The sequence below is a fragment of the Rhodococcus sp. H-CA8f genome (assembly GCF_002501585.1).
Classification (GTDB): Bacteria; Actinomycetota; Actinomycetes; order Mycobacteriales; family Mycobacteriaceae; genus Rhodococcus_F; species Rhodococcus_F erythropolis.
On the sequence record NZ_CP023720.1, the window covers coordinates 446,288 to 468,825 of the forward strand.

The 22,538-nt window shown below is 62.6% G+C and carries 22 protein-coding genes; 9 read left to right on the forward strand and 13 right to left on the reverse strand.

The annotated features are described in order from the left end of the window. The first annotated feature begins 46 nt into the window (after positions 1 to 46). Genes CPI83_RS02080 through CPI83_RS02090 form a run of 3 tightly spaced genes read left to right on the forward strand, consistent with a single transcriptional unit; the run spans position 47 to position 2,669 of the window. Positions 47 to 1,240, forward strand: a complete 1,194-nt coding sequence (locus CPI83_RS02080; protein ID WP_046379506.1) for an acetyl-CoA C-acyltransferase — start codon at positions 47 to 49, stop codon at positions 1,238 to 1,240. Positions 1,241 to 1,268: 28 nt separating this feature from the next. After that, positions 1,269 to 2,030, forward strand: coding sequence for a 3-hydroxyacyl-CoA dehydrogenase (locus CPI83_RS02085; protein ID WP_003942978.1), 762 nt, complete (start codon positions 1,269 to 1,271; stop codon positions 2,028 to 2,030). 12 nt (positions 2,031 to 2,042) lie between these two features. After that, positions 2,043 to 2,669: a TetR/AcrR family transcriptional regulator gene (locus CPI83_RS02090; protein WP_047888253.1), complete on the forward strand. Its 627-nt coding sequence runs from the start codon at positions 2,043 to 2,045 to the stop codon at positions 2,667 to 2,669. 87 nt (positions 2,670 to 2,756) lie between these two features. On the opposite strand, the gene CPI83_RS02095 is transcribed toward CPI83_RS02090, so the two are convergent. Next, on the reverse strand, positions 2,757 to 4,379 hold the full coding sequence (locus CPI83_RS02095) for a long-chain fatty acid--CoA ligase (protein WP_019745828.1): 1,623 nt from the start codon (positions 4,377 to 4,379) through the stop codon (positions 2,757 to 2,759). 101 nt (positions 4,380 to 4,480) lie between these two features. Beyond that, positions 4,481 to 6,166, reverse strand: a complete 1,686-nt coding sequence (locus CPI83_RS02100) for a dihydroxyacetone kinase family protein (protein ID WP_198586332.1) — start codon at positions 6,164 to 6,166, stop codon at positions 4,481 to 4,483. Between the two features lie 54 nt (positions 6,167 to 6,220). Here CPI83_RS02100 and CPI83_RS02105 point away from each other — a divergent pair, with 54 nt between their 5' ends. Continuing rightward, a complete protein-coding gene (locus CPI83_RS02105) occupies positions 6,221 to 7,084 on the forward strand; it encodes a patatin-like phospholipase family protein (RefSeq protein ID WP_042953212.1) in 864 nt (287 codons plus the stop codon). Next, entirely contained in the window at positions 7,081 to 7,935 is an 855-nt protein-coding gene (locus tag CPI83_RS02110) for an LLM class flavin-dependent oxidoreductase (protein ID WP_020971177.1), read from the forward strand. The genes CPI83_RS02105 and CPI83_RS02110 overlap by 4 nt, the downstream gene beginning before the upstream one ends. A gap of 1 nt (position 7,936) precedes the next feature. Here CPI83_RS02110 and CPI83_RS02115 read toward each other — a convergent pair whose 3' ends face one another. After that, positions 7,937 to 8,947, reverse strand: coding sequence for a GntG family PLP-dependent aldolase (locus tag CPI83_RS02115; RefSeq protein ID WP_092765529.1), 1,011 nt, complete (start codon positions 8,945 to 8,947; stop codon positions 7,937 to 7,939). 334 nt (positions 8,948 to 9,281) lie between these two features. Between CPI83_RS02115 and CPI83_RS02120 the strand changes: the two genes are divergently transcribed. Then, a complete protein-coding gene (locus CPI83_RS02120) occupies positions 9,282 to 9,821 on the forward strand; it encodes an HNH endonuclease (RefSeq protein WP_031333862.1) in 540 nt (179 codons plus the stop codon). Positions 9,822 to 9,840: 19 nt separating this feature from the next. Further along, complete coding sequence (locus tag CPI83_RS02125; protein ID WP_042953210.1) at positions 9,841 to 10,098, forward strand: WhiB family transcriptional regulator; 258 nt, start codon at positions 9,841 to 9,843, stop codon at positions 10,096 to 10,098. A gap of 4 nt (positions 10,099 to 10,102) precedes the next feature. On the opposite strand, the gene CPI83_RS02130 is transcribed toward CPI83_RS02125, so the two are convergent. The 7 genes from CPI83_RS02130 to CPI83_RS02160 all read right to left on the reverse strand — a co-directional run bounded on the left by CPI83_RS02130 (position 10,103) and on the right by CPI83_RS02160 (position 16,370). Next, positions 10,103 to 11,524, reverse strand: coding sequence for a DUF2252 domain-containing protein (locus CPI83_RS02130; protein ID WP_021345906.1), 1,422 nt, complete (start codon positions 11,522 to 11,524; stop codon positions 10,103 to 10,105). 80 nt (positions 11,525 to 11,604) lie between these two features. Further along, positions 11,605 to 11,928, reverse strand: a complete 324-nt coding sequence (locus tag CPI83_RS02135) for a DUF6292 family protein (RefSeq protein WP_097386695.1) — start codon at positions 11,926 to 11,928, stop codon at positions 11,605 to 11,607. A 69-nt stretch (positions 11,929 to 11,997) separates the two neighbouring features. Next, positions 11,998 to 13,278 carry an NAD(P)/FAD-dependent oxidoreductase gene (locus tag CPI83_RS02140; protein WP_232816838.1) on the reverse strand — a complete coding sequence of 427 codons (1,281 nt, stop codon included), beginning with the start codon at positions 13,276 to 13,278 and terminating at the stop codon, positions 11,998 to 12,000. A 45-nt stretch (positions 13,279 to 13,323) separates the two neighbouring features. Further along, positions 13,324 to 13,806 (reverse strand): acyl-CoA thioesterase, encoded by a 483-nt coding sequence (locus CPI83_RS02145; protein WP_029256546.1) that lies wholly within the window; start codon positions 13,804 to 13,806, stop codon positions 13,324 to 13,326. Positions 13,807 to 13,931: 125 nt separating this feature from the next. Then, a complete protein-coding gene (locus CPI83_RS02150; protein ID WP_097386697.1) occupies positions 13,932 to 14,735 on the reverse strand; it encodes a class I SAM-dependent methyltransferase in 804 nt (267 codons plus the stop codon). After that, positions 14,732 to 15,388 carry a FadR/GntR family transcriptional regulator gene (locus tag CPI83_RS02155; RefSeq protein ID WP_069145391.1) on the reverse strand — a complete coding sequence of 219 codons (657 nt, stop codon included), beginning with the start codon at positions 15,386 to 15,388 and terminating at the stop codon, positions 14,732 to 14,734. The genes CPI83_RS02150 and CPI83_RS02155 overlap by 4 nt, the downstream gene beginning before the upstream one ends. A gap of 79 nt (positions 15,389 to 15,467) precedes the next feature. Continuing rightward, positions 15,468 to 16,370, reverse strand: coding sequence for an Lrp/AsnC family transcriptional regulator (locus CPI83_RS02160; RefSeq protein ID WP_046379499.1), 903 nt, complete (start codon positions 16,368 to 16,370; stop codon positions 15,468 to 15,470). A 224-nt stretch (positions 16,371 to 16,594) separates the two neighbouring features. On the opposite strand from CPI83_RS02160, the gene CPI83_RS02165 reads away from it, so the two are divergent. Then, positions 16,595 to 18,310: an amidohydrolase gene (locus tag CPI83_RS02165; protein WP_020909525.1), complete on the forward strand. Its 1,716-nt coding sequence runs from the start codon at positions 16,595 to 16,597 to the stop codon at positions 18,308 to 18,310. Continuing rightward, positions 18,310 to 19,644, forward strand: a complete 1,335-nt coding sequence (locus CPI83_RS02170; RefSeq protein ID WP_092765533.1) for an MFS transporter — start codon at positions 18,310 to 18,312, stop codon at positions 19,642 to 19,644. The genes CPI83_RS02165 and CPI83_RS02170 overlap by 1 nt, the downstream gene beginning before the upstream one ends. Positions 19,645 to 19,780: 136 nt before the next feature. Here CPI83_RS02170 and CPI83_RS02175 read toward each other — a convergent pair whose 3' ends face one another. From CPI83_RS02175 to CPI83_RS02185, 3 genes are all read right to left on the reverse strand, one after another. After that, positions 19,781 to 20,146: an ANTAR domain-containing protein gene (locus CPI83_RS02175; RefSeq protein WP_024487573.1), complete on the reverse strand. Its 366-nt coding sequence runs from the start codon at positions 20,144 to 20,146 to the stop codon at positions 19,781 to 19,783. A gap of 336 nt (positions 20,147 to 20,482) precedes the next feature. Beyond that, positions 20,483 to 21,349, reverse strand: coding sequence for an alpha/beta fold hydrolase (locus CPI83_RS02180; protein ID WP_060937804.1), 867 nt, complete (start codon positions 21,347 to 21,349; stop codon positions 20,483 to 20,485). Positions 21,350 to 21,439: 90 nt separating this feature from the next. After that, the gene (locus CPI83_RS02185; RefSeq protein WP_020971166.1) at positions 21,440 to 22,486 is read right to left on the reverse strand and encodes a LacI family DNA-binding transcriptional regulator; all 1,047 of its coding nucleotides are present in this window, start codon (positions 22,484 to 22,486) and stop codon (positions 21,440 to 21,442) included. Positions 22,487 to 22,538 lie beyond the last annotated feature (52 nt).

A 22,538-nucleotide genomic window follows, 5' to 3' on the forward strand; every position in this document is an offset into this window, starting at 1 on the left:
GGGTGCCGGACCGCCCCAGCAATGCACGTCCTCGAAGGGAACGAAGATGACCAAGGCAGTGATCGTCGATGTAGTCCGGATCGCGTCTGGCAAGGGAAAGCCGGGCGGAGCACTGTCCGGGACGCACCCTGTCGAACTGATGGCGCACGTTCTACGTTCCATCGTCGATCGAAACGGCCTCGACCCCGCCCTGGTGGACGACGTGATCGGCGGTTGCGTCGGCCAGGCCGGTGAGCAGGCGCTCAACATCACCCGCAGCGCGGTCCTGTCGGCAGGGTTCCCCGAGTCGGTACCCGCCACCACGATCGATCGCCAGTGCGGATCAAGTCAGCAAGCTGCGCACTTTGCGGCTCAAGGCGTGATCGCCGGGGCCTACGACATCGTTATCGCGGCAGGCGTCGAATCCATGAGTCGTGTCCCGATGGGTACCGCGACGATGGGGAAGGATGCTTCCGGTCCGGGCATCGCGGCTCGCTACCCCGAAGGCCTGGTCAATCAGGGCATCTCCGCGGAGTTGATCACCGCGAAGTGGAAGCTTGACCGCGAGGCTCTCGACGCATTCGCTGCGCAGTCCCACCAGCGGGCAGCAGAGGCTGCGGCGCAGGGGCTCTTCGACAAGGAGATTCTGCCGATCTCGGTGACCAACGCCGCCGGTGAGACCGTCTCGCATACCGTCGACGAGACGGTTCGCGCGTCTACTACCGCCGAGGGACTCGCCGGCTTGAAGCCGTCGTTCTACTCGGAGAAGTACGCGCAGCGCTTCCCCGAAGCGCAGTGGTCGATCACTCCCGGTAACTCGTCGCCGCTCACCGATGGCGCGTCCGCAGCACTGATCATGAGCGAAGAAATGGCGTCGAAGCTGGGGCTGACCCCGCGAGCTCGTTTCCATTCCTTCTCCGTTGCGGGCGACGACCCGATCTTCATGCTCACCGCACCCATCCCAGCCACCCACAAGGTGCTCGCTCGCGCGGGTTTGAGCATCGACGACATCGACACCTACGAGGTCAACGAAGCCTTCGCTCCCGTTCCACTCGCCTGGGCTCACGAGTTCGGCGCCGATCCGGCAAAGCTCAACCCGTGGGGCGGCGCGATTGCACTCGGCCATGCCCTGGGGTCCTCGGGTACTCGACTGTTGACCACGATGGTCAACCACCTCGAGGCCACCGGCGGACGCTACGGATTGCAGACCATGTGCGAGGGCGCCGGCATGGCCAACGCCACCATCATCGAACGCATCTGAAACACATAACCTTTCGAAAGGAACTCTCATGATCGTCAACGACAGCGTCGCCGTCGTCACCGGTGGAGCATCCGGCCTCGGCCTAGCTACGACCAAAGCCCTTCTTGCCGACGGTGCCAGCGTCGTCATCATCGACCTTCCGTCGTCCAACGGTGAAGCCATCGCCAAGGAACTTGGCGACCGGGTCCGCTTCGCGGCTGCAGACGTCACCGACGAGGCTGCGGTCACCGCGGCACTCGACGTGGCCGAGTCCCTCGGACCCCTGCGCGTGGCAGTCAACTGCGCCGGAATCGGCAACGCAGTCAAGACGGTCAGCAAGAAGGGTGCTTTCCCGCTCGACGCATTCAAGAAGGTCATCGACGTCAACCTGATCGGCACCTTCAACGTTCTTCGTCTTGCTGCGGAACGTATTTCGAAGACCGAACCCATCGACGGTGAACGCGGCGTCATCATCAACACCGCCTCCGTCGCAGCCTATGACGGTCAGATCGGGCAGGCTGCGTACTCCGCGTCGAAGGGTGGCGTCGTCGGTATGACGCTCCCCATCGCCCGTGACCTCGCGTCGCTGCTGATCCGCGTCAACACCATCGCTCCCGGCCTGTTCAAGACCCCGTTGCTGGCCGGACTGCCTGAAGCCGCTCAGGCGTCGCTGGGTCAGCAGGTGCCTCACCCCTCTCGCCTGGGCGATCCCAGCGAGTACGGCGCGCTTGCTGCGCATATCGTCTCCAACCCTATGCTCAACGGTGAGACGATCCGCCTCGACGGTGCAATCCGTATGGCACCGCGGTAATTTCGGCTATTCATGACTCGCGAGGTGGAGCCGGTGAATTCGGTGGCAGTGGACTGGAGGACTTTCCCGCCGCTGGTGATGACCGACATCCTGATGGCTTCGCTCGAGCTGTTCGACGAGAACGGTTACCACGGCACGACGGTGCGGCAGATTGCCAACCGTGTCGGGGTAACCGTTCCCGCGCTCTACTATCACCACGCGAACAAAGAGGCAGTCCTCGTCGCTCTGTTCGAGATCTCGATGAGTGAGCTGAATACCAGAACCGAAGCGGCAGAGGTGGAAGCCGGCGAAGATCCGGTACGACGCTTCGCCTTGGTGGTGGAGGCGATTGTTCTCTACATGACCCACCGGTCGCGGCATGCTGCGTTGGACACCGAGATTCGGCATGTCTCACCGGAAAGCCGAAGTCGATACGCCGCCAGTCGTAAGCGGCTCGAGTTGCTCATGCGCAGGATCGTCGACGACGGTGTGGCATCGGGAGATTTCGCGGTCACCGACACCGAAGAGACCGTCCGGGCCATACTCGGTATGGCGCAGTCACTGCCGCGTTGGTTCCAGACCGGCGGGCCGATGTCGCCGACGCAATTGGCGCAGAAGTACGTCGACATCGCTTTTCACACGGTCGGTTATCGTCCGTAAAGTGCATTGCTCGTTAAACGAAGGTGGGCAACAGAGTGAAAACCTGTTGCCCACCTTCAGTATTCATGCTTCAGCATTCACTCCGTGTCAGAGGCGAGTGACTTCGAGTCCGCCTTCGTGGTAGTCGGCCCTCAGGCGCTTCTTGTCGAACTTGCCGACGCTCGTCTTCGGAACTTCCTGAACCACAGCCCAGTTCTCGGGGAGCTGCCACTTGGCGACCTTGTCCGAAAGATATTGCTGGAGTTCGGACATCGTGGTCTCGGAACCGGCGCGCAGAACAACCGCGACCAACGGGCGCTCGTCCCACTTCTCGTCCGGCACGCCGATGACGGCAGCTTCGGTGACGTCGGGGTGACCCATGACGGCATTCTCGAGGTCGACCGATGAGATCCATTCGCCGCCGGACTTGATGATGTCCTTGGAGCGGTCGGACAGGCTCAGGAAGCCGTCGGCCGTGATGGATCCGACGTCACCGGTCTTGAGCCAGCCGTCGTTGAACTTGTCTTCCGCATCGACGCCGTAGTACGACCCGGTGATCCAGGGGCCGCGCACTTCGAGCTCGCCGACGGAAACGCCGTCGTGTGCAACAACTTTGCCGTCATCGTCGATGAGACGTGCCTCGACGGATGCCGGGAAGCGGCCCTGAGAGTAGCGGTACTTCCACATCGCGTCGCCGGTGACACCGGCCGGCGGGCGGGCAACGGATCCGAGTGGGGAGGTTTCGGTCATGCCCCAGGCGTGCAGGACGGAGACGTTGTGGTCGGCTTCGAATGCGTGCATGAGGGCGGGCGGTACCGCGGAGCCGCCGATCAGAACCTCACGCATCGAGGAGATGTCCTGTGGGTTCTGCTCGAGGTAGAGGTGCAGGCCCTGCCAGATGGTGGGTACGGCCGCGGCGAACGTCGGCTTCTCGCTGGCGATGATCGCAGCCAACGGAGCAGGCTGGAGGAAGCGATCGGGCATGATCAGCGAGGCGCCGATCATGAACGCGGCGTAGGGAAGTCCCCACGACATGGCGTGGAACTGAGGCACTACGGCGAGTGCACGATCGCCCTGCGCGAGGTTGGGGCCGTCGCTCATGCAGACCTGCATGGAGTGCAGGTAGATCGAACGGTGGGAGTAGACGACGCCCTTGGGGTCGCCCGTGGTGCCGGACGTGTAACACATTGCGGCAGCGCTGAGTTCGTCGACCTCGGGCCAGTCGAACTCGGTTGGCTGATCGGCGATCAAGCCCTCGTATGTGTGAACCTGCACGCCCTCGGGAGCTTCGAGTCCCGCAGTGGAGGAACCGGTGACGATGATGTGCTTGACGGTTGTCAGCGACGGAAGCTGCGGAGAGAGAAGCGGAATCAGGGACGGATCGACGATGATCACGCGGTCCTCGGCGTGATTGGCGACGTGGATCAACTGCTCGGGGAACAGGCGAATGTTCAGCGTGTGGAGCACAGCACCCATCGAGGGGATCGTCAGGTACGCCTCGAGGTGCTCGGAGTTGTTCCACATGAACGTGGCGACTCGCTCGTCACCCTCGACACCGAGTCCGCGCAGGGCGTGCGCAAGCTGTGCGCAGCGCTTGCCGACGTCTGCGTATGACACACGGCGCGGGCCGGACTCGGTCCACGTGACAACCTCGGAAGCGCCGTGAACGGAGGCACCGTGGCGGAGAAGTTGAGCAATGGAGAGGGGGGCGTCTTGCATGGTGCTCAGCATGGGCTGCTCCTGTGTGGTGTGTGAGACCGGTGCTTTTGCCCACGGGCCCTCACAAACGATGTGCTGTGGCTGCCAGATTAGTCACAGCTGCGAAGTGCTCGCTAGTGACCCACTGCACTAGCGAAGAACCACGCTATGAGTAGCGCTCCCGGATCGACCACTCCGCGAGCGGCTTCGCCCACATAACTTGCACGTCCGCGGTTCGCGAGCATGGTTTCGGTCGACTCCGCGCCGGCCGCCGCCGCTGCCGCTGCGCTGGCCAGAGCGGCGTCCCGATCGGCTCCCGAGTTCACGGATTGCTCCAACGACTCGACCGCCGGAACTATCGCGTCGACCATCGTCTTGTCGCCGACGCGTGCGCCGCCGAGTGAGGTGATGTTGTCGAGCCCCGCCCGTGCTGCAGTCGCGATCGCACCGAGGTCGAGTTCGGAGTCCGCTGATTCTGCGGCGACGCGGAAGAAATGCCGGAACCAGATGCCGAACAACGCGCCGGACGTACCGCCGGCGTGACCGAGGTACGCCTGGGAGACTGCATCGAATATCGTTGCAGTGGAATAGGTGTCACGGATCGCCGAGATGTCGAGCTGATCCAGTGCGGCCACCATGTTGGTCCCGAAGTCGCCGTCTCCTGCTCGTCGGTCGAGATCGGTCAGGGCAGGTTCCTGCTCCAGTACCTTCGCGGCCCAGTCCGCAATCCAGCCGCCGACGAAGCTGCTTTCGGCAGTGCGTGAGGTGTCGGGTGTGAATGTGGGACCGAATGACTCACGCTTGCCCATGCCGCTGTACTCACGTGCCATAGCATTCGGCCAGGCGGGCGCTTTTGTTGGCGCGTCCCATAATTCGAGGATTTCTTTGTTTGTGCGAACAAGGGTGATGGATGCTCCGGCCATGTTCAATGCAGTGACGAACGTTCCGATCAGCGTCCGCTCGATGTGAATTCCCTGGTCGGCCAGATAATCTCCGAGTTCGGCGAACAGTAGTTGCAGCTCCATTGGGTGGGTGGCTCCCAGCCCGTTGACGACCGCAATGACGTGATCACCTTCGGCGAGACTCAGGGACTCGATGATCGGATCCGTCAGCCGTCGCACCAATTCCGGTGCGGGCAGGGCGTCCACGCGTTCTGTGCCGCGTTCGCCGTGGATTCCGATACCAAGTTCCATCTGCCCGTCCGGTAGGTCGAACGACGGCTCGTCAGCCCCCGGCAAGGTGCATGGGCGAAGAGCGACGGCCATGCTGCGAGCCGAGTGCGCGACGTGTTGTCCGATCCGGGTCACCTCGGCCAGGTCGTCACCGCGGGCGGCCGACGCGCCGCAGACCTTCTCCACCACGATCGTTGCCGCAGTGCCGCGTCGCCCCGGGCCGCGACCGTCTGCGCGTTCGGTCGCGACGTCGTCGTCGACCAAGACGACGTCCGTGTCGATCTTGTCCTCGCGGAGTAGTTCCCGTGCGATACCGAAATTCATCACGTCGCCGGTGTAGTTCTTCACGATGTGCAGGACGCCGCCACCGGCGTCGGCAGCTTTGGATCCTTCATGGATCTGCAGTGCGTTGGGTGAGCTGAAGATCAACCCGGGACAGACGGCCGTGAGCATTCCTTCGCCGATGAATCCGGCGTGCATGGGTTCGTGACCCGAGCCGCCGCCGGAGACGAGCGCGACTCGCCCGCGCGGAAGGGGCTGTGCACGAGTGAGGTATCCGGGATCGGGGTTCCACGCGATGTCGTCGGTGGATGCGATCAACCCGCGGAGTGCGTCGGGAACAAATGTCTTTGCGCTGCGCATGAACATCACTTCAGAGTAGGTCTAACGTCGAGTTCGGGCACGGATCGTGATCGACGAGAGGTGGACGGCGTGAAATTGGGGTTGGTACTTGCCGGTGGCGGTGTTGCGGGGATCGCCTGGGAAACCGGTTTTCTGTTGGGCGTTCAGGACAAATCGCCGGACGCTGCCGCAGCGCTGCTGGCAGCGGACGTATTGATCGGCACTTCTGCAGGTTCCACCGTGACTGCTCAGATTGCGGGCGGCGCGACACTTCAGGAGCTTTTCGACGCACAAACGGCCGCTGCGACCGGTGAGATCGATCCGGAGGTAGATGTCGAGGTCCTCGGTCAGATGTTCGTCGACGCGATCGCGGGCTCCGCGGATCGGTCCGAACAACTTCGTGCGCTCGGCGAGGCAGCGATGGCCGCCGACACCGTCGAACCCGCCGTGCGTCGTGCGGTCATCGAGGCAAGGCTGCCCAATCGGTTGTGGCCCGAGCGGGAGTTGCGCATCCCGGCGATCAACGCACAAACCGGTGAGTTGAGGGTGTTCGGCAGTGCTGACGGCGTAGAACTGATCGACGCAGTCGGAGCAAGTTGCGCCGTACCAGGGGTGTGGCCGGTAGTCATGATCGAGGGCGACCGGTACATGGACGGCGGAATGGCAAGTGGCTCGAATGTTCATTTGGCTGCCGACTGCGATGTGGTCGTGGTTCTTTCACCTGCTGCCGATCCCGCCCCGAATCTGCTGGGCGGCAGCCTACGAGAGGAAATCGACGCGATGACGCAGTCACGGGTACTGGCGATCTTCGCCGACGACGCCGTCGTGGAAGCGATCGGAACCAACTCCCTCTCGCCGGCGACAAGGCGCCCGGCAGCTGAACTCGGACGCGAACAGGGTCGCCGAACAGCTGACGAGATCGCTGCGTTTCTGGTGACGGCATGAGCGCCGCACGGATTGCCGTGGTCCTGCGTCCGGAGCAATCCCCGGAAGATCTGGTTCGGCATGCGGGGTATGCCGACGAAGTCGGTATCGACGAGGTCTGGCTGTGGGAGGACTGCTTCTTCGGTGGAGGAATAGCCACTGCTGCAACTGTATTGGCCGAAACCACGCGCCTGGGAGTGGCGATCGGTGTGCTGCCGACGCCGATGCGCAACACCGCGATCACGGCGATGGAGATTTCGGCGCTGGCCAGAGTTCATCCGGATCGACTGCGTGTTGGCTTCGGTCACGGCGTTCAGAGTTGGATGCGGCAGATCGGCGCCAAGGTCGAATCGCCGTTGACCCTCCTCCGGGAGCAGTTCGGAGCACTCGAGCGATTACTGCGCGGTGAGTCGGTGACGGTATCCGGTCGATACGTGAATCTCACGGACGTCAAGCTGGCGTGGCCGCCCGAGAAGGTGCCGCAGTTGCTCGTCGGTGCCACGGGGCCAAAGACTTTGGCGCTCAGTGGTGAGTTGGCGCAGGGCACCGTGCTCTCGGGTGGGACGACCCCGGAAGGTGTTCGCCGGGCGATCGCTCATATCGGAGCGCAGGATCTCGAGGTGGTCGTTTACGTCATCTGTGCATTTGGTTCCAGCGGTCGTGAGCGCGCCCTTGCCGAGGCCGCAGCGTCAGGGTGCGAGTCGCCGGAGGAAGCGATTGCCGTGGGGACCGCGGCCGACGTTGCGGCCGCAGCAGTGCGATGGGTGGACGCGGGTGCAACCACCGTGGTACTCCAACCGACCGTTGACGAGCCGGACGTTCGCGAGTTCATTCGCCTTGTCGCGCAGGAGGTTCAACCGCTGATGGTGTAGCTCAGGCGGCTAGTCGGGACAGAACTTCGTCGATGTCGGCAGTGCTCACGTCTCGATGTGTCACGAACCGAACCTTCCCGGCGACGGTGACTGCACCGACGTCGACAGCGGCGAGCTGAGCAACGGTGGCCGACGGATCGGCTGTGGCGGCGAGAACGATGTTGGTTGCGGGTTCGTCGACAGCCCAACCGCGTTCACGAAGGCCCGATGCCAGGCGTTGCGCATTGTCGTGATCGTCGGACAGGCGAGCTTGTGAGCGAAGCGCGACGATGCCGGCTGCGGCAAGCACCCCGCCCTGACGAACGCCGCCGCCGAGCATCTTGCGGATCCTTCGGGCTTCGGTGATCAATTCAGGTGATGCGGCCAGAATCGAGCCGACCGGCGCACCGAGTCCCTTGCTCAGGCACACCTGGACGGTATCGGCGCCGGAAGTCAGTTCGGTGGGCGAAACATCGAGTGCAGCAGCGGCATTCCAGAGGCGGGCGCCGTCGAGATGAATCTTCAAGCCGCGTAATCTCGCCGCGTCGACCAGTTTCGTCCACTCCGTCGGATTCATGACGGCGCCGCCGGCGAAATTGTGGGTGTTCTCGAGACAGAGCAGCGTGGTGTTCAACGTGAAGTACGGGCCGGGGGAGCCCGCCGCCTTCACGACGGTCTCGGGACTGGGACGTCCGGGTCCGCCGTCGTGCGGCAGCGCCATCGGCATTCCCTGTGCGAGCCAAGCAGCGGTGCCCAACTCTGACCCCAAGACGTGAGAGTGATCCGGTGCGAGGAACTGATCGCCGCGGCGAAGGTGCAGCATCAGCGCAATCAGGTTGCCCATCGATCCGCTCGGTACCCACAAGGCCGCCGGAAAGCCCAGAGTATGTGCGACCTCTTCCTCGAGCGCCGCCATGGTCGGGTCGTGATCGAGGACGTCGTCACCGACCTCGGCGTCAGCCATCGCCTTCCGCATCTCCGCATCAGGCTTGGTGACGGTGTCCGAGCGTAGGTCGATGTACGACGAAGTCATGGCTCATTCGATCAAGCCGCGTGTTCCGGCGTCAAACCGCGGCCTTTGCTGGACGGCTATTCCGGCCTGATAAATCAATATCGCTGAGGATGCCTTCCGTGTGATGATGGGCGCCGGCAATCGTCGGTGAAGAGAACAAGAAGTGGAAGGGACAGGCATGCGCGACTCGAAGCAAGCGTTGCACCTGCGCGGGCACTCACCCCGCGGCATTTCCCTTCCTGCATTCGGGGAACAGAGTGGCGCTGGATATATGCCGTTCCCCGTTTCTTGCATTTGCTCCTGACCCGTCTTCACGTCCAGGAGTTCCACTCCTCGACATGAACTGAGACGTCTCATGCGGAACCCGAACCGCGCATCTACCGCCGCTTCTCACAGTTGGATGAACCGGTCCGTCCGGGTACTCAACGCAACGTACGAGTACCTCGGTGAAGTGAGCGCCGATCGTGCGGTCGTCCTGATCGCCACCGGTTCTGCGCAGTCCACCGAAGACGTGATCCCGATATTTCCGGTGCGCTCCAAGCACGTCGAGATCCCACTGCCTCGGACGATCCTGCTTGCCGAGTACGTGTATGTTGCCCACCGGGTTACGGTCACCGATTCCAGCCGAGCGACCTTCGCCGGCATCTTCGACCGGGACGGTCGTCAATGTGCGTACTGCGCCGCCAGAGCAACGACCATCGACCACGTCCAGCCGCGAAGCCGCAACGGGCCCAACACGTGGGGGAATCTGGTGGCGTGCTGCAGTTCCTGCAATCAGCGCAAAGCGGATCGCACACCGGCTGAGGCCGGCATGCGGCTGCTGTGGGAACCGAAGGCACCTCGACGCATCGAGAAAGTGCAGCAGAAGATCTGGCGTGAATTGAGTCGGACGTGACGGTCCAAAGGAGTAAGTGATGTGCGCTGACGAAATCTCGAATCTGGCTGAGCTTCTGCCGATCTCGGACGACCCAACCTGGTGGCAGGCGGAATGTCGAGGAGACCCCGAGCCGGACCGCTGGTTTCCCTTTCCGTCCGAGGGATACGACTACGCGACCGACGTGTGCAACAGGTGCCCGATTGCGGAATCGTGTCGTGAATTCGCCTCTGCCACTGGTCAGACCGGAATCTGGGGTGGAGTGAAGTTCGAGCAGGGCAGGATCGTCGCGGCGTGAGGGATCAGATTCCCGGCTCCGCGGCGATCGTACCGGCCGATACCGCCCGGCACAGAGCGTCGTGGTCACGTTCGGTTTGATCGGCGTAGAGCCGAGCAAACCGGGTGAGGGCGGTGTCGACCGTGTCCGAGGTTCCCAGGTAACCGGAAATCAGTGACGCGCCACTGGTTCGTGCATGTCCCTTGGCCAGTAGGCGACCGCAGATCGCGACATAATCGGTCAAGGCTGCTGCATCGATATTGTTCAGGTCCACAGAACCTTTCATGTTCCGGAACTGACGGACGTAGTACTGGCGGTCGTCCACGGTGCACCACCCGAGCAGTGGATCACTGACTGTCTGGAGAGCCTGCTGGTATTCCGCGACGCGTCGTCCTTGATGGTCGTGCCAGGCCGAGTCACCGTGCACGAAGGGTGCAACGACGGATCGGCGAGCCTGCTTGAGCTGCAAGAAGATGACGTCGTCCGGGATGCTCCCTTCACACAGGGCGACATACGCACGCAGAGCGACGCTTCCGACTCCGACAACCCGGTGCGCAACGTCGATGACGTTGTATCCCGAGACGACTCGGCGCCAGTGTGGTGCAAGGGTTTCGAGATACTCGTCCAGACCCTCCAGGAGGAAGTCGGTGTCCTTCGGCGTGAGTCGTGTTGTGAGCGGCGGGTTCTCGAGCAACTGGCGCCGTCCGTGATCCTCGACAGTGAACCGAGGAACCGCGTGATCGCTCGTACGCCGTCGTGCCCGCTCCGCGGCGCGGCGGATCTCGGCCAGCAACCCGGGATCAGTGACGTGGTCGGTCAGTCCGTCGAGATCGACCCGGTCGAAGGAGCGATCGAACAGTGGACGCTCGGAAAGCTTTGCCAAGTGGAGGCGATATGCGGACACACACGAGGTTGTCGCTGTTTCGCATTGAGCTTCGGTGAGACCGTTCTGCCGCCCGGCCACCCAGATGCTCGCAGCCAACCTTCTCAGGTCCCATTCCCAGGGGCCCGGATGTGCTTCGTCGAAATCGTTGAGGTCTATGACAAGTTCGCGTTCCGGGGACCCGTAGAACCCGAAGTTTCCGACGTGCGCATCCCCGCAGATGACGGGAGTGATGCCGGTGGACGGGAGCTGCGCCATGTCCTCTGCCATCAAGCCGGCGGTACCGCGCAGGAAACCGTACGGTGAAGCGACCATGCGTCCCACACGAATCGGAACCAACCAGTCGAGTCTTCCCTCGTGTGCCGTGTTGACCTGATCGACCGGATCGCGTCGGTTGGGCGGGGGCGTCCAATCACCAAGCGACGATCGTGCTACTCGCTTGCGCAGGCCCTTCCCGATTTTGCGACGCTCACTGCGGGGCGTCTGACGCGCCCGCAAAGTCGCCCTGCCGTCCGGTTCGTTCTCGAGAGCCAGCTGACCGGCAGGCCTGTTCACCGGGTCCATGTCGGGCTCTCTTTCGTCGGGCGTGCGAAACTCGCGCTCGATCCTATGCCCGCTGGATTGCGCGCCGCGCGACGAGTTCCTTAACGACCCGCCTGGGCAATCAACTCGACAGCGCGGTCGGCGCACAGTTCCGGGTCCGGCATTCTCCCGATACCGAGGCATTCGACAACGGCGAACGACGTATCCGGTGTCGTTTCCACGCCGAGCGCCCACCCGAAGTAGTGATTCCAGGCGAGTACGGCTCGGTGGCCACTGTGCTGCGGAATCTCGCTGCCCAGAACGAGTACTGCGTCGAACGCGGGGCCGTCGCACCAGATGACCGATTCGGCGAAGGTGGAGCTGGCGACGGCGACTACGTACCTGTGACAAGTCGATTCACTCGGAATGGCGATGTGTGCACGCATGGTCGCTCCTCCGGCTCGGTTGCGATCGGAGGGTTCCCCGTTGCCGGCGCCGAAAAAACGCTTGGCAGATTACGTCCCGGCCACAGATCTACGACGCAGACGGTGTCTGAGATGTTTTTGTGCTGCCCGCGCGACCGAGCGAGTCGAGAGATACTGCTCGGCGGGTATCAACCGGGAACCGAACAAGTAGAACCTTTGGGCTTCGTCGTGGTCATGTGTGGCCGCGGAGATGAGCAGACGTTCGATCGCGGTGAACTTTCGCCCACCGGCGTAACCGCTCATGTAATCGATGTGTTTCGTCATACTCTCTCTGGCACTGCGGTATTCGGCCAAGGCAGCGTTCACGTTCCGATGCGAGTCGAGTGTGTGTGACGTCGTCTCCGTCAGCATTTGGGCGGTCGCGTCGACCAGCATCTGAGCGGTCTCCAGTGCCCACGAGCATCCGATGCCCCATAACGGGTCGTTGGTTGCCGCGGCATCGCCGATGAGTGCGAACCCGTTACCTACCGGGTCGGTGAGGATTGTGGAGAAGTGTTTGGTACCAACGATCTTCCCGATGATGTGCTCTCGGCGAACTGGCGGAGCGCCGGGTAATGCGTTGGCGTACGCGAGGAAAGCAGTAGACAGGTCGTCAGTGAACGGGCCGAGCTTGTCGAGGGCAGGGAAGACGACCAGCACGCTGATTCCGCCGTCGTTGGGGAGCAGATAGGCGACGTCGGGATCCATGAACCACGACAATGAAGATTCTCCGTCGGGTCGTTCGAGTCCGGAGAGTTGAGCGAAGTAGCTGAAGCGCCCGTTGGACGCACTCACCGAGTCGCAACGCGCGGATCGTGCGACGGTCGAATCCTTGCCGTCTGCTCCGACGGTCAATCGTGCTTCGACAGTGAAGGCCGAACCCTGTTCGGTGCCGTAGACGCCTGCAGTAGTGCCTTTCTTGGTCAGTAGTCCGGAAACACGATGTCCGAGAAGAAGGTCGACGTTCTGGTAGTCGTTCGCGAGTTGGCGCAGGAGGGGGTCGAGAGTTTCCCTTCGGACGTTGAATCCAGGCGGCGGTGAGTTCTCTGCAGCATCAGGGGTGATCATTCCCCACGGGGTCCAGAATTTCGGAACGGTTTCCACCATTCCCAGGGCGAGCAGTTTTTCCGTGGCGCCGAGTCGTTGCAAGATCGGGGCACCGCAGGGTTGTAGGTGGTGAGTGCACAGGACTTTGTGCGCCCGGATGTCGGAGCGAGCGTCGAGAAGCGCTATCCGCAGACCTTGCTGGGCGTACATGATTGCGGCCGCGCATCCTGCGATGCTCGCGCCGACAATCACAACGTCATAGTTTTCCCGTGCCTTCGAAGTCACTCGATCAGTTTAATGCATAAGGTTATAACTTAAATTTGACTGGATTTAGTCATCGTGTTCGGGCGTTAAGTCCCGAACCGCGGCCCGGATGGACTGTTCACGAAGCTCGTTCTCTCTGCGCAGTTCACGACGCCGACGACCGGCCTCGAATCGCTGCCTCGCGATTGTTCCGGTCGGCCGGAGTTGGGGTACCTCGGCCGGTTTTCCGTCGCTGCCCATTGCGACCATCGTGAAGTAGCAACTATTGGTGTGTCGAGATTTTCCGAGAAGAATGTCTTCGGTTTCGACGCGTATTCCGATTTCCATCGAGGTGCGCCCGGTGTAATTGACCGAAGCGCTGAACGTGACGAGTTCTCCGACATGCACCGGTTCGCGGAACACCACACGATCCACCGACAGGGTCACGACGTACGTCTGGGCGTATCGACTCGCGCACGCATAGGCGACCTGGTCGAGAAACTTCAGAATCGTTCCGCCGTGAACGTTGCCCGAGAAATTGGACATGTCCGGCGTCATGAGGACGGTCATGGACAACGTTTGTTTCGATGCTTGCTGCGACGCTTGCTTCAATTCGGGCAGGGAGTTCGATTCGGACATCGAGCGGGCCTCTTCGGGTCGGTGGACGGTGAAGAGACCGTATCCGGCCAAGAGGGTTACCCGCGCGTTCGGAAGAGCGCGGTGTCAGAGTTCGGGACAGGGCCAACGTGGAGGATGTATTCGCTGGTGGCGACGGGGCCGGCCGCGCTCGACCTGAGATAGGGCTCGAGCGTCGAGCGGAGGTGCGCTGACATCGAAGCCCAATTCCCTGTGCTTCGAACGGCCTCGCGAAAGTTCTTCAACGCCGGTGCCTGGTCGCACAGTTCCTCGACGGGATCCGATCCGGCTGGTAGTTGCCACTCGAGCAGGTGGGAGGCCGAGCTCACCGACTCCAATCCGGCTGCTGCCTTCTCGAATTCGCTCGAGCTCGACCATGTCGTCGGTAGTGGTGTGAAGCCATTCCACGCCGAGGCGGCCTCCCGGCGGAGTGCTGCTGCCCACCCGTTCTCCGACCACGTTGCGACGCAGATCTTTCCGCCTGGCCGGGTCACCCGCATCATCTCTGCGAGGGCAATCGAGGGGTCGGGGCAGAAGATGATCCCGAAGATGCTGACGCAGGCGTCGGCACTCGAATTCGGCCAGGGTAAAGACTGCGCATCGCCGATCGTGAAGGTGGGTTGGGTAGTGCCGGGGTGGGGAATCCAGCGTTCGCGTGCGACCTCGAGCTGGCTGGCGGAGAGGTCGAGTGCGTGGACCGTCATGCCTGACTGAGCCGCCGGGAGCGCAAAGTTCCCGGTTCCGGCGCAGACGTCGTACACCGTGCTCACATGCCCGATCGAGCGCAGTGCCTCCGTCGATGCCGGTGAGAGTTGCTCGGCAAGAGGCGAATACGTCGTACCGTTCCAGTTTCCCTGATTCACGCCAAGCTCCTTTCGACTGCGTCGATGACCGTATCGAGCGCTGCGCCCGCCGCGCGCGCTGCTTCGTCGGGGTTGCGTTCCTCGATGGCTGCGATCAAGGGTCGGTGCTCGTCGACGTGGAAACCTGGACCGACACTGACGGCGGACAGCGAATCCGTCACGGCGGCAAGGACTCCCCGGTAGACGTCGATCAGTGCGGAATTGTGGGACGCCTCGACGATCGAAAGGTGCAGGGCCATGCCGGCTTCGACAGTGAAGCCGCCGACGTGACCGGGGTGGGCATTCCAGGCTGCATGTATCCGCGCGAGATCTTCGGGGGTGTGGCGCTGCGCTGCAAGTCGCGCGGCTTCGACCTCGAGTCCGCGTCGCAGGCTCAGTACGTCGAGAACGTCACCTCTGGCGAGCCTGCGCCCGAGTAGTCCTTCGACCGGCGACGCCGCCATGACGTACACGCCGCCACCGTGACGAACGGACAGAACTCCGGCGTGTGCAAGCGCCCGTACCGCTTCGCGCATGGTGTTTCGGGCGACTCCCAATTCCTCGACCAGTGCGGTCTCCGGCGGGAGTTTCGATCCGACGGGCCATCGGCCGGTCGATATCGCGTCCTCGATCGCCGCAGCGACGATGTCTACCTTGCGTCCGGAGTCGGACATGTGTGCCACCTCGGGTAAGTGAGTCAATGACTTTGTCCGAGGTTAGCGTGCTCTCACGAGTGGGTCAATGACTTGGGAATTATCCGCGTACGTCCAGGCTGCGGGCGTAGTGCTCCTTGAAAACCTCGAGATGCGCCCACGATTCCAAGCCGCTGACACCGTCGATGCCCCGGATTCGCTCGGACAGGGCATGGAGGTCGTTGGACGAGTTGGCGGCGACCGTCGCGATCACGTCGTACCGTCCGAGGGTCCGCGCGAGGAATTCGATTCCGGGCAGGGACTCGATCTCCGATACCGCGTTGTCGTCCCGTGAGCCCAGATTGACGCCGATGCCCATCGCCAGCGTCCGGCCACCACCTCGCCGCTTGACGACAGCGCCGACGCGCAGTGCCGTGCTCGCGATCAGGTGATTGACGCGATTGCGCACAGCGCTCGGCGACAGGCCGGTGTGTTCGGCCAGCTCGAGAAATGGCATGCGCCCGTTGCGTTCGAGCAGTTCGATCAAGGTGACGTCAGTCGAATCGAGTCGGATGTCGGCTTGTAAAGCGGTCTCGGGCATGAAGATTCCCTTGATGACGTCGACGTAGACCAGCGTGCTCACGGATCTGACGCCACGCTGTGAGCGGAGTTCGGCGATGGCGCGGTACAGATCGTCGTGGCTGGGCACCCGAAGTTCTGCGATCACGTTGTACTGCCCGCTGACTGCCGAGATGTAGACCGCAGCCTCGGATCCGATCAACGCGTCCAGTACCGGGGTCATCGGTCCGGACACGGCGATCGACACGTGTGCGAGTGCCTTCAGGCCGAGAAGTTCGGGGTGTGCGACGGCAACCACGGACACCGTTCCCGAGTCGAGTAGTGCCTGCACCCTGGTGGACACTGCCGCGCGTGGGGCATCGACCGCCACGGACAGTTCGCGGTACGTCGCTCGCCCATTGCGTTGAAGAGCAGCGATGAGCTTGGAATCGAGATCGACCGTCATGGATGCCCCAACTTTTCCAGAGATTTTTCTGTATGAGCTTCCTATTAGAACAGTCGCATGTGGGCATAGATGATGTGGATAAGTGCAGAAATGCTCGGAAACTTGTACAAAAAAGTTGTGTACCACCTGGTCTGAAACTTTGATGCATTGCATAGCTCCAGGTCAGGGCGTAGTTTTCGCTCAACACGCAGTGACCTGCACCACCATCTCGACGAAGGACCACCATGCGCAAGTTGCACACGCACGAAGCCTCGCCGCTCGACGCCACCGCCACGATCTTCACCGGCGCCAAGATCCACACCGTTGACGACAGCACGGCGGGAGCCGAAGCGTTCCTGGTGTTCGGAAACCGCTTTGCCGCGGTGGGGACACTCGAGGAATGCCGCACGGAGGCGCGACGCCTGAGCACTCGCACGACCGCGGTGGTCGAACTCGACGGCGCCACCGTCGTCCCCGGATTCGTCGATCCGCACGCACACCCGTTGATGTACGGACAGATGCTCAGCTGGGTGGACTGCGGGCCGGAGAAGGCGCACTCGATTCCCGGAATCATTGCCCTGCTTCAGGAAGCGGCACTCACAGCTCCTGCAGGTGTCCCGATTCGCGGATACGGCTATGAGCACCGCAACCTGATCGAAGGGCGTCATCCGCTCAAGGAAGAGCTCGATCAGGTGGCCACTGATCGCGAGGTCTACCTCATGAACGCGAGCGGTCACGGCGGCGTCGTCAACTCCTTCACTTTCGACAAGCACGGCATCGATGCGAGCACTGAGAACCCGGCCGGTGGCGAGTTCTTCCGAGACGCAGACGGCGAGTTGACGGGCGAGCTGTCCGACGCCGCGTGCAACATCCTCACCGGTGTCAACGGTGTGAAGGTCGGCCATCACGGACCCAACTTCCATCTCGAGGACGAGCCGGAAGAGCACCTTCGCCAGCTGTCGGTCGCTCAGGACAAGTTCCTGGCCGGCGGCGTCACCACCATCGGCGACTGCCAGGTGACGCGTCGTGAATTCGACATGTACCTGCGTCTGGCCGAGCAGGATCAGCTCAAGACGCGTGTCAGCATGTACATGCTCAGCCATCTCCTTGATCACGTCATCGACACGGGAATGCATGGCGCCTTCGGCAATTCGCGGCTCGCGTTCGGCGGCATCAAGTTCTACGCCGACGGCACTCTCGGCGGCTGGACCGCATACTTCCCCGACGGCTACGTGGGCGACCCGTGCCGCACCGGGCAGCTCTACCATGAGCCGGCGGACTACTCGGAGCTCATTGCCAAGGCACACTCCGTGGGTCTGCAGACCGCCACGCACGCACAGTCGCCGACCGCCATCGACATGGTGCTCGACGCCATCGAAGCAGCGCAGAAGGCTCACCCCGACGCCGACGCGCGTCACCGCATCGAGCACTGCGGACTCCCGACGGCCGAGCAGATCGCCCGGATGAACCTGGCCGGTGTCTACCCGGTGAACCAGCCGCAGCACTACTACAACTGGGGCGAGGGCGTCACCGCGGCGATCGGCACTCCGGGTGAGCGGTTCAACCCGCTCGGGGAGTTCATCGCTGCCGAGGTTCCCGTGACCATCAGCTCCGACGCCCCGGTCGCAGAGCCCAAGCCGCTCGAGGCAATTCAGGCAGCCGTCACTCGTGTGACACGTCAGGGCCATCAGCTCGGCTCCGATGCACTCCGCATCTCCGCCGACCAGGCACTGCAGGCTCACACGCTCAACGGCGCGCGTGCGCTGGGTCGTGAAGCGGAACTTGGCAGCATCTCGGTCGGCAAGCGGGCCGACTTCGTGATTCTGGGCGCGGATCTCCTCGAGGTTCCGGCCGACGCGATTGCGCAGATCGAGGTCCGGGAGACCTGGATCGACGGCGAACTCGCACATTCAGGTTATAACCACCTATTGTCGAGCACTTCGACCACCGAGGAAAAGTAATGAACCGAGAGCAACAGATCGTGAAGGCCCGCAAGGCGGGATTTGCAGCCTTCGTCGGTACAACCATCGAGTGGTACGACTTCTACGTCTATGCCACGGCAGCCGCCCTGGTGTTCGGTGACATCTTCTTCCCGCCCGGAACCGATCGCCTGACCGGCGTTGCGGCGGCGTTCGCGACGTACGCCGTCGGGTTTTTCGCCCGCCCCCTTGGTGGAATCGTGTTCGGCCATGTCGGTGACAAGATGGGCCGACGCACCGCCCTTGTTGTCACCCTGACGCTGATGGGTGCAGGAACATTCCTCATCGGCATGTTGCCCACGTACGCGTCGATCGGGTTCTGGGCGCCGCTGCTGCTGGTCGTGCTCCGCTTCGTCCAGGGCTTCGCCGTTGGCGGCGAATGGGGTGGCGCAGTCCTGATGGCCGTCGAGCATGCTCCCGAGGACAAGAAGACCTTCTACGGCGGATTCGCTCAGCTGGGCAACCCGGCCGGCGCCCTTCTTGCCACCGGTTTCTTCAGCATTCTCTCCACCTTCGGCGACGACGCTCTGCGCGAGTGGGCCTGGCGTCTGCCGTTCCTCTGCTCGGCACTGCTGATTCTGGTCGGCTTGGTCGTTCGCTTGAAGGTCGAGGAGTCCCCGGTCTTCGAGTCCGAGGTGAAGTCCGCGGACGTCCCGGAGATGCTGCCGCTCAAGTACGCGCTGGTGACCAACTGGCGTCCGATCATCCTGGGCATCGGCATTTTGCCGGTCGCAGTCGGCGGCTACTACCTCGTGACGACCTTCATCACGGCATACGCGACCGACCCCGACGTCGGCTTGTCGGAGACGCTGATCCTCAACGCGCTCAGTGTCGCTGCAGTGGTCGAGTTGATCGCGACCCTGGGCGTGGCGTGGCTCGGCGACAAGGTGGGGCGCGTCCGCGTGGTCACCTGGGGTCTTGCTGCGGTCGCAATACTCGCAGCGCCGCAGTTCCTGGTGCTGAAGTCCGGATCCGTGTTCCTGATCTTCCTGACGTTTGCGGTCATGCGACTGGTGCTTGCTGCCACGTATGGTCCGATCGCCGCCGTTCTCTCGCAGATGTTCAAGCCGCAGGCGCGCTACACGAGCATCTCGTTGGCGTACCAGGGTGCCGGCGCGATCTTCGGCGGATTGTCTCCGCTGGTCTCGACGCTGATGTACAAGGCAACCGGCAGCATCTGGCCGGTCATCGCACTGCTGATCGGCATGTGCATCCTGAGCATCGTCTGCCTGCTCTTCGCTCCGCAGCATGTGGACGAGGCGACGGATACCGACGGTGTGCGGCAGGACCTCAACAAGGAATCGGCCTCCGCCTGACTGCCGAGAATCGGCTTCCGCCTGACTGCCGAGAATCAGCTTCCGCCTGACAACTGAAAACACGAAGCTGGGGCAGTACACGATTTCCGTGTACTGCCCCAGCTGTCGTTTCAGGTCAGTTGTCGTTCAGCGACTGTTACGCGCCGACGAGATGGCGGTGAAAGTGATCGCTGCGTCGGTGGGCCTGGCTGAGATTCCTGATCTCGCGAAGCCAGAAGTGAGACGCCAGAGCGTTGTTGCTTCCGTAGCCGGTGCCGGAGGTGTCCTCGTCGATCAAGGCGACAAGCGCCTTGATCAGGCTGGTGACCTTGAGGTTGTTGGTCTGAGAATGTCGTACCAGCAGGTCGGCGGCTTCGTCGGTGCTGCAGCGGTAAAGCGTGCAGACAATTTCGAGAGCCCGTTCGCGGAGACGGCCCGAAGTAGTCGGGATCCGTAGTCCGTTTGTCGGGACACTGTTCGTCTGGTTGTTCGTGTCGTCGGGGTGAATCATGGTGTTGTACAAGGTATTCCTTTGAACCACATGGGTTTTGGGCCCGTGCGGTGTGTAGCGCATGTTGATACTGGTGCAGTCGGTACGCGATTGGCGGCGGACTCTGTCGGAGCCTTCGGCCTGGTCAACAATCTGCGGGACTGATGAAAGTGCGTAGTGATCAAAGGCGCGGATTTGCACCGAACTGGAAGTCTGCCCCTGGAACGAATATTGGAACTGTCGTTCCGGGCGAAGCGACCGGCTGCCTGACTGACGGCTGCCCTCTGATAACCCCACCGTACGTCATGGAGTTGGTTTCAGCTAATCCTTTTGCGGGCGATCATGCTCACAGTAGGCGGTTTCACCTGCTCAAGGAGTGTTTACGTGATCGATTATTGCTTGCTTGGTGATAGCCCAGGCGTTGGTTGTCGGGTTTCCGAAGTCGCCGTGGCCGACGCCGGGTAGTTCGATCAGATCGACCACGTCGCCTGCTGCTCGTGCGGCACGGGCATAGCGCCGGCTCTGTTCGACCGACACGACCTTGTCGCCGAGTCCGTGGATCGCCGTGACGGGGAGCCCGGTGGGGAGATGTTCGATCGGTGACGCGATGCGGTAACGGTCAGGGTGATCGACCGGCATGCCGCCCAGAAGATTTCGAACAAATCGATCTTTGCCCGCGGTTGCGGCGAGTGTCATGTCGAAGACGCCGGCCATGATCGTCGCCGAACGAATCGGCACGGTGAGGTCAGGCGCGGGAGCATCCGTGTCCTGTTGTGGTCGCGACGCGACCCACGCGGCCAGTTGTCCGCCCGCGGAGTATCCGGCGATGTGCACGCGACCCAAATCCAGTCGCCCGGAGGCCTTTTCCTGAACGATGCCGGCAAGCGCGTTGGTCGCCGCAACGGTATCGGAGAGAGTAGTCGGCCAACCGCCCTGCCCACCTATACGTCTGTATTCGATGTTCCAGACCGCAATTCCGTAGGGGGTCAGCGTTTTTGCCCACGCACCCGCGTACTCCAGATTGCTCTTCTGCGCCCAGCCGCCGCCGTGGATCAATACGACGACTGGCAGGTCGCCGTCCGATCCGGGTGGAAGATACAGATCGCCGAAAGTATCTGCGGCAGCAGCGTAAGCGATGCGTACCGCAGGGACATCGCGGTCGAGACCGGAGGCGCTGGCGACCGAGATCACGAGCGTGAAGATGCAGACGAGCGCTACGGCGAGGTACCTGGCCAAGCGGTCGCGGGAGCGGTGCGCGATGGCTTGATTCCTCTCGGTCTGCGACGGACGATTGTCAGGAAATCAGTCTATCGGTGCCGAGTGAATTCATGGGGTGAGCGAATGCGCCGTGCTTGCTCGTATGCGTAGTTCGCTACGCGTGTGGGTCGGCGCAGAGGGTTCGTCACCGTCGATCAGGGCGAGCAGTGCATCCACCGCCAAAGCTGCTTGTTCTTCGGGGAAGAAGTCGACGGCGGTGATCGGGGGATCGGAGATCAGTAGAGCGGGCTCGTCACTGTCCTGGGCGATCAAGATACTTCCGGGAATTGACAGGCCGAGATCGAGCGCCGCTCGTGCAGCGGCGGGGGCGCAACCGAGGATGACCGAGAGAATCGCGTCAGGGGGATTCTCGGATGTCAGTGCTTTGTGAGTCGCCGCGTATGCCGCGGAGACGAGTTGTTCGACGGAATTGACGCCCTCGAACGACGCCAGGTCGTCGGTGGCTCGGGGCGACACGCCGTGGATGCGGCACCATTCGAGGTAAGCGATGGTCGTTGCGCGAGTCCATGCCGAATCCATTCCGGGATTGAGGACAAGGATATCCGTTGCGCCCTGTTCGGTGAGGTGGTTCAAGAGCGTTTCGGTCGTGGCGAAGAGATCCGGCGAAATACTCCATCCGAATTGCTCAGGGTTGCCGGGACCCACTACGACAGAAGGTATTCCGAGTTTCTTCAAGATGTCGACGCGAGGGTCGTGCATCATCGGGTCGACGACGATCACACCGTCCATCTCGATGCGACGCAGTCCGTTCGGGTCTTTCATCGACGGCAACAACAGGAGTGAGTGATCGGCGTGGAACGCTGCCTGTGTGGCGGCGGTCGCCACACGGCCGTACCAGTCGAAGTTGAGGCACTCGGCCGAGGAAGGCTCGTCCGGGGCCGGGAGCATCAACCCGAGGGTGGCGGTTCGACCCGAGCGAAGGTTTTGTGCCGACCGATTGGCTCGGTAACCCAAGCGATCCGCAACCTCTTGAACACGCGCCCGGGTGGCAGAGTCGACTCTGCCCTTGCCGTTGAGTGCGTAGGAAACTGTGGACACGGCGACGCCGGCGGCTGTCGCGACATCGCGAAGCGTCGGGACGTTCGGCGTGATCATCGGGGTCGCGTCCTCTAGTTGCTGGGCGGTTTCTACTCAAGAGTAACGCCCA